The organism is Allobosea sp. 05T422_2 (assembly GCF_056396265.1).
This window is the reverse complement of the sequence record NZ_JBFTLD010000317.1, coordinates 1-7,025: the sequence shown is the minus strand read 5'-3', so window position 1 is coordinate 7,025 and position 7,025 is coordinate 1. Positions and strand designations below refer to the sequence as shown.

Below are 7,025 nucleotides of genomic sequence, written 5' to 3'. Positions count from 1 at the left end.
ACGCGCAGCCGGTCGCCGCTGGCGAGCCGATAGGGCACATTGACGTCGACGATCGCGAGTTCCTGCGCTGCATAGCGCGGCGCGCAGGCGCTCGTCGCTAGTGCGACCGCCAGGGCCAGTGGGGCGAGTGATCGACTCATCGCATATTCAGTCCATCCAAATTCTGCCGTCACGTTAGGGTGGCTATGGTTAACAAAAGTTGAGCACGACCTCCCTCGCTGCCCCCCCCCTCGCTGGAGATGCCGCCACCTCTTAACTCGCCAATAACCTTAATCAGCTTTGATTGACCCTGCGTCCTGTGCTGGGCGCGCGAGTTTTGCGTGAATGGGTGAGTCATGACCTCTCGATCCGATGACGGAATGCGGGATGCCGGCGAGAGCCGCGGCGACATGCTCGATCTTTCCGCGCTCTGGGCCGCCATCAAGCGGCGCAAGCTCTGGGTGCTCGGCCCCACAGTGCTGGCGCTCGGCCTCTCCTTCGTCGCCGTCAATCTGGTCACGCCGCGCTACACGGGCGAGGCGCGGCTCCTGCTCGAGAATCGGGACAGCTTCTATACCCGTCCGGGGCAGGGCGGGGCCGAAGCCACAAGCCAGCAATTCGACAGCGAGGGCGTGCAGAGCCAGGTCCAGGTCATCATGTCGCGTGACCTCGCTCGCGAGGCGATCAAGCGCATCGGCCTCGTCGGCAATCCCGAATTCGATTCGGGCGCCGGCGCGCTGAGTGCGCTGAAGCGGCTTGGCGTGCTGGTCGGGCTGGGCGCGCATCCGGCCGATCGCTCGCCCGAAGAACGCGTGCTCGATCAATTCTACGACCGCCTGCTGGTCTTCCCGGTCGGCCGGTCCCGCATCGTCGCGATCGAGTTCACGTCGCGCGATCCGGCGCTGGCGGCGCGCGGAGCCAACGAGATCGCCAATATCTATCTCGAGATGCTGGAGGCGGCGAAGCAGGACACCGCGCGCAGCGCTTCGTCCTGGCTCTCAACCACGATCGAGCCGCTGCGCAAGCGCGTCGCCGAGGCGGAGGGCAAGGTCGAGGACTTCCGCTCGCGCAACGGACTGCTCGTCGGAACGAACAACACCACCATCACCGCACAGCAATTGGCGGACCTCTCCACCCAGCTCTCCAATGCCCGCAGTCAACAGGCCGAGGCCCAGGCCAAGGCCAGCGTCATTCGCGATGCGATGAAGAGCGGGMGGACCTTCGAGATTCCGGACGTTGCCAACAATGAACTGGTCCGCCGTCTGATCGAGCAGCGCGTCAATCTGCGCGCCCAGATCGCGCTGGAATCGCRCTCGCTCCTGCCCGGGCACCCGCGCATCAAGGAACTCAGCGCCCAGCTCGCCGATCTGGAGGGCCAGATCCGCGCGGCCGCCGAGCGCACGGTTCGCACCCTGGAGAACGAGGCACGCATCTCCGGCCAGCGCGTCGACAGCTTCACGGCCGCCCTCGAGGGGCAGAAGAAGAATGTCTCGAGCGCCAACGACAAGGAAGTGCAGCTGCGAGCGCTGGAGCGCGAGGCACGCACCCTGCGCGATCAGCTCGAGCAATATATGCAGCGCTATCGCGAGGCCGTGGCGCGCGACACCCAGAACGCCAGCCCGGCCGATGCACGCATCATTTCGCGCGCCGTCGAACCCACCGAGCCGTCCTTCCCGAAGAAGATCCCGATCATCCTCGTTGCGACGCTCGCGACCTTCCTCGTCGCGCTCGCCATGGTGGTCTCGCGTGAGCTCCTCAACGGCACTGCGGGGTCATCGCCCGGCTCCAATGGCCCGCGGCGTGCGCCGGGCTGGGTCGGCGGCGGCGGGGCTGGGGCCGCGCAACATCCGTCCGACGGAGACGAGCGCCGCGAGCGCGTTGCGGGGCTGCTGACCCATACCGGCCGAGTGGGCCGGGTTCCCCTGGCCGCGGCCGATCCCGAAGGGGCTCTTACGGCGCTTTCCGAGCGAATTGCGGCGCCTCCCGCCGAGATGGCGCCGCTGGCCGTGCTGCTCGACGGGGCCGGTCCCGAAGCGATGTCGGCACGGGATCTCGCGGAACTGCTGTCCCGCCACTCCCGTTGCGTGCTGGTCGACCTTGCCAGCGACGATGACGAACTGGATGAGCTGGGGTTCTCCGAGCTTCTTGCCGGCGAGGCCCAGTTCTCCGAGATCATCATGCGCGAACCGGGCTCGCGGCTGCATCGCATCAGCGCTGGACGCGCAGGGCGCAGGGCGGTTCTGGCCGCGCCTGATATCGTCGAGGTGGCGCTCGATGCGCTCTGCGAGACCTATGACTGGGTCTTGGTCTCGGCGACTTCGGGCGATGAGAGCGCCGTGCTCGCACCGCTGGTCGGACGTGCGCAAGGTGTCTTCGTCATGGCGGGCAGCATCGGCAACGGGCACGCCATGGAGGCCGCCTATCGGCTCGCCGATTTGACGACGGCGCCGGTTTCTCTCGTCGTCGACAAGCTCGAGGAGACGGCGGGCGTGCCATTTTCCGTCCGCGAGCATGATGCGGCGATGGCCTGAGCCGAAGCTTATCCCGGCCGGGGGCGGCCGGGATCGTCAGGGCCCCGTGGCCCTGCACCTCCTGCGAGATGCGCAGACCTTGCGCATCTGATTTTGCGAGAGGCGTTGCCGCTCAGTCGTCGTCAGTGGCGAGTGTTCGGTTCCGGTTCAGCCAGCCCGAGGCGCGTTGTGCGAGCTTCAGTGCCACTGGAGAGCTCTTGATCCTGCGCTTCGCGGCACGTTTGGCCCGGCTGAACAGGACAAAGGCATGCCCCTTCGGCGTCAACGGCAGGAAGGTGTCGACGAGTTCGTCCCGGTCGTCGCATACCGTCGTCTTGTAGCGGGCTTCGCCGACGCCGAGGTCGAAGACCTCGATTCCGGCACGACATTTCAGCTTGATCAAGTCGACCAGCAGGATCTCGCCAGGGCTCGACTTGGGGAGGTCGCCGTCCATGTCGAAGGATGTGGCCATGCCTGAGAAACGCTGGCCCTGCACGGCGCCGACATAGGTTGCGACACAGCGGCCATCGAGATCGAGCGAGTAGAGCTCGAGAACGGGCGTGTCAGTGCGGTCAGGGCTTGCTCCCTGGCGCAGGAAGTCACCCAGGGCGGGCTCCGCGAAGGGGTTTGGAACGCCCATGCTGGCAAACCGCGCCGCCTTCTGGCTCAGGAAAGCGGAAACGACCCGCTCGATATCCTCCTGGGTTTCGGCCTTGAGCAGGACTGAGCTGCCGAAGCTGGCGAAGCGGTTGCGCTTGTTCTTCAGCTTCTTGCGGGCATGCGAGCTCATCGAGCGCCGCAGCGAGCCTTCGCAGTCTCGTCCCTCCAGCGCGAGCTTGTAGGCTCCGCTCGGACTCGGCCCTGCCGCAAGCTGCGCGAGCGGGTTGGGAACGCCTTGCCAGTCCTTCGGCTGGTTGACGAAGATGAAGGCGTCGAGATCTCCAATGGCCGTGCCGATCTCGACAAGCAGGGCTCGCGCGCCGGCCGTATCGAGGGCGACAGCGAAGGCCGGGGCATAGAGCCCCATATGATAATTGGCGTGCTTGCCGCCGATGAATTCGCCGAAGCGAACGCCGTTGCGCCGTGTCAGCGCCAGCGGCAGGATGGCCTGGGTGCGCCCGGCCGCGTCGCGCAGCGCGGCATATCGGAACTCCGTACCGTGGGCTGCCCCGACCGTCTCGACGAAGGGCCTGATCCAGCCATAGGCCTGGTAGGGCGTCACCAGAGCTGCCGCTTCCAGGCTGCGCCACTCGGCTTCCAGGGCGGCAGGGTCGCTGCTGATCGTGATGCTGTGCCAGGGGCGCGCGCGCTCCCCCCTGCTCCTGATCGCTGTCAGGTTCAGGGCCGAGGCCGGAGTTCCGGCGCGTTCGGCAAGTGCAGACATCGTCTCTGGACCCTCGGGTGGCGGCATTCCTCGCTGTCCTTAACCCGCTATTGTGAACGAACCTGCCAGGTTGGCTTCGACCAGCCGAAGCATCGGCGAACAATATTAGCGAGCGGTTGCTGCCCGGAGCCGGATGAGCCTGCGACACCAAGCCTTTTCCGCCGCATTCAAGGCGATTGCGCTGACCGGCGCCGACCGATGGGCGAAGGACCTCGCTCAGGGCGCGGGCATGATTCTGACCCTGCATCATGTCCGGCCCTGGCGCGAGCGGGGCTTCGCCCCCAATCGTCTGCTGGAGATCACGCCTGAATTCCTCGACCAGACGCTGACACTGATCAAGGCTCAGGGCTATGACATCGTCTCGCTCGATGAAGCGGTGGCGCKACTGCAGAGCCCGCTCTCCCAGCGCTTCTTCGTGGCGCTGACCTTCGACGACGGCTATCGCGACAATCTCGATCATGCCTGGCCGGTCCTGGCCAAGCATGGCGTGCCCTGGACATTGTTCGTGACGACGGGCTTTGCCGAGCGCACCGCGCGGCTMTGGTGGCTGGAAATGGAGGAGGCGATCCGGGCTCTGCCGCGCTTCACCCTGGACTTGCCGGATGRCGGGTTCTCGGCCCGCACCGAATCTGATCGCGAGAAGCAGCTGACCTTCGAGACGCTCTACTGGCGTCTGCGCAAAGGGCCGGAAGCGATTCTGCTGTCAACGATTTCCGATCTTGCACGTCAGGCCGGCATCGATAGCGCAGCCCTGGTCGAGCGCGAATGCCTGCCCTGGGAGACACTGCGCTCGCTCGCCGGCGCGCCCGGCGTGACCATTGGAGCGCATACGCTGAGCCACCCGATGCTGGCCAAGCATCCCGAGGATTTTGCCCGAGCCGAGATCGTCGAGAGCAAGGCACGGCTCGAGCAGGAGCTCGGCCTGCCCATGCGCCATTTCGCCTATCCCGTCGGCGATCCGGGCTCCGCCGGCAAACGTGAATTCGCCCTGGCCAGGGCGGCTGGCTTCACCAGCGCGGTCACCACGCGGCCGGGCCATCTCTTCGATCGGCATGAGCGGCATCTGCATGCGCTGCCGCGTGTCTCGCTGAACGGCTATCACCAGAGCGAGGCAGCGCTGCGGGCGCTGCTGTCGGGGCTGCCGTTCCTGCTCTGGAACAAGGGGCGGCGGCTGAATGTCGCCTAGATCCCATCGGACCGGATATCCCGTCCGATGATCCAGACTTCCATGTTTGCAACGGCTTTTCCGAAAGCCGCAATCCGCATTTCAGGCCGATCTCAGCGTGGCCCGTCCTTCCGCTCCATCCACTTGATCAGCGGCAGCAGGGGCAGCACCCAGGCGAGGCCGAGCGCGATATAGGCGATGGTCTGCACCAGCTTGGGCGCGTCCGTGATCCGCCCCTGCGCCAGTGCCATGGCGACCAGCGCATAGACGCAGACGAAGATCAGGATCACCACGGTGCCGATCAGCTTGCGGTGGCTCTGGGTCATCTCTCGTCTCCATGCCGGCGCGGCTGCGGCATTGCGGGCGTTGTTCGCGTCTTCGCGCGGGTCTATCTGTCACCCCCAACGACGCTTGTGAAGCGCGACATTTGCGACCCGAGGTCCCCATCCCGTGACGATTGCTCTCGATCAGCCGCGTGGCGGCGCTGTCAGCTCCGCCAACCACGCAGGCATCCGCCGCTGGCTCTGGATCGTCGCGGCACTCGTCTTCGCGATGGTCGTGGTCGGCGGCGCGACCCGCCTGACCGGCTCAGGCCTCTCGATCACCGAATGGCGACCGGTCACMGGCGCGATCCCGCCGCTCTCCGACGCCGCCTGGGCGCTGGAATTCGAGAAGTACCGCGCGAGCCCGCAATACCAGCTGCTCAATGCCGGCATGGCGTTGTCGGAATTCAAATTCATCTTCTGGTGGGAGTGGGGGCACCGTCAGCTCGGCCGCTTCATCGGCCTGGTCTATCTCGTCGGCTTCCTTGTCGTCGCCCTCCGCCGGCTCCTGCCTTGGCGCCAGAGTGCCGTGCTGTTCGGCATGGGGCTGCTGCTTGGCCTGCAGGGTACGATCGGCTGGATCATGGTCGCGTCGGGGCTCCAGCCAGGCATGATCGCGGTCGCCCCGGTCAAGCTGACGCTTCATCTCACCTTCGCCGGCCTGTTCTTCGCCGCCGTTGTCGCGTTCGCCACCTGGCTGACCCCGCTGCGGCGGGTCGAGCAGGCGAGGGGCCGCCTGGCCGCCTGGGTGTTGCTGGTGCTCACCTTCGCTCAGATCGCGCTAGGCGGCCTCGTCGCCGGCTCCCGTGCGGGCTTCACCTTCAACACCTGGCCGCTGATGGATGGGGGGCTGGCTCCGGCTTCGTCGACGCTGTTTGCGCAGACGCCGCTCTGGGAGAACTTTGTCGATAACGTCGCCCTGGTGCAGTTCAACCACCGCATCGGCGCCTATCTGCTGCTGGCGGCCGCGCTCTGGCATGCCGTTGCGATGCGCCGCGCAGCGCCTGGGTCAGGCAGTGCCAAGCGCGCAACGGCGATTGCCGGCCTCACCCTGACACAGGCCGCGCTCGGCGTCGTTACGCTGCTTCTGGTGGTCCCGCTCTGGGCGGGGCTCGCCCATCAGGCGCTCGCCTTCATGGTGCTGGCGATGACAGTCGTACATGTCACGCGGRGCGGGGCTGGCACCGCGCATCCAGTCCGGGCCTGACGCCACCGGAACACTGTCGCTCCGAGCGGCAAAGGAAAGAGACCCGGGATCCCGGCCGGAATGGTTCATGGAGGGATCCCGGGTCTGCATTTTTTCCGGGGGGACGCCCCGTCGGAGCGCTGCCGGATGCTAGATCAGCGCCTGATCGAGATCGCCGATCAGGTCGGCCACGTCCTCGAGCCCGATCGAGAGGCGCACGACCTCCGGTCCGGCGCCCGACGCGGTCTTCTGTGCGTCCGAGAGCTGGCGATGCGTCGTCGAGGCGGGGTGGATCACCAGCGAGCGCGTATCGCCGATATTGGCGAGATGCGAGAACAGCTGCAGGTTCGAGACCAGCTTGACACCCGCATCGTAGCCGCCCTTCAGGCCGATGGTGAAGACCGCGCCCGCTCCCTTCGGCGAGTAGCGCTTGGCGAGGTCGTGATACTTATCGCCGTCCAGGCCGGGATAGCTGACC

The 7,025-nt window shown here is 66.5% G+C and carries 6 protein-coding genes; 3 read left to right on the top strand and 3 right to left on the bottom strand.

Going from position 1 to position 7,025, the window contains the following annotated elements:
- Positions 1 to 335: 335 nt before the first annotated feature.
- Complete coding sequence (locus tag AC1DJT_RS32335) at positions 336 to 2,510, top strand: GumC family protein (protein WP_476835677.1); 2,175 nt, start codon at positions 336 to 338, stop codon at positions 2,508 to 2,510.
- A 112-nt stretch (positions 2,511 to 2,622) separates the two neighbouring features.
- On the opposite strand, the gene AC1DJT_RS32330 is transcribed toward AC1DJT_RS32335, so the two are convergent.
- The gene (locus AC1DJT_RS32330) at positions 2,623 to 3,900 is read right to left on the bottom strand and encodes a GNAT family N-acetyltransferase (protein ID WP_476770326.1); all 1,278 of its coding nucleotides are present in this window, start codon (positions 3,898 to 3,900) and stop codon (positions 2,623 to 2,625) included.
- Between the two features lie 106 nt (positions 3,901 to 4,006).
- Here AC1DJT_RS32330 and AC1DJT_RS32325 point away from each other — a divergent pair, with 106 nt between their 5' ends.
- The gene (locus AC1DJT_RS32325; protein ID WP_476835676.1) at positions 4,007 to 5,059 is read left to right on the top strand and encodes a polysaccharide deacetylase family protein; all 1,053 of its coding nucleotides are present in this window, start codon (positions 4,007 to 4,009) and stop codon (positions 5,057 to 5,059) included.
- Positions 5,060 to 5,151: 92 nt separating this feature from the next.
- Here the strand turns inward: AC1DJT_RS32325 and AC1DJT_RS32320 are convergent, their stop codons facing one another.
- Positions 5,152 to 5,364, bottom strand: coding sequence for a DUF2842 domain-containing protein (locus AC1DJT_RS32320; protein WP_069881058.1), 213 nt, complete (start codon positions 5,362 to 5,364; stop codon positions 5,152 to 5,154).
- Positions 5,365 to 5,488: 124 nt separating this feature from the next.
- Between AC1DJT_RS32320 and AC1DJT_RS32315 the strand changes: the two genes are divergently transcribed.
- Positions 5,489 to 6,568: a COX15/CtaA family protein gene (locus AC1DJT_RS32315; RefSeq protein ID WP_476835675.1), complete on the top strand. Its 1,080-nt coding sequence runs from the start codon at positions 5,489 to 5,491 to the stop codon at positions 6,566 to 6,568.
- A 129-nt stretch (positions 6,569 to 6,697) separates the two neighbouring features.
- Here the strand turns inward: AC1DJT_RS32315 and AC1DJT_RS32310 are convergent.
- Positions 6,698 to 7,025, bottom strand: a 328-nt coding sequence (locus tag AC1DJT_RS32310; RefSeq protein ID WP_476835674.1) for a PLP-dependent transferase, incomplete at its 5' end; no start/stop codon positions are given.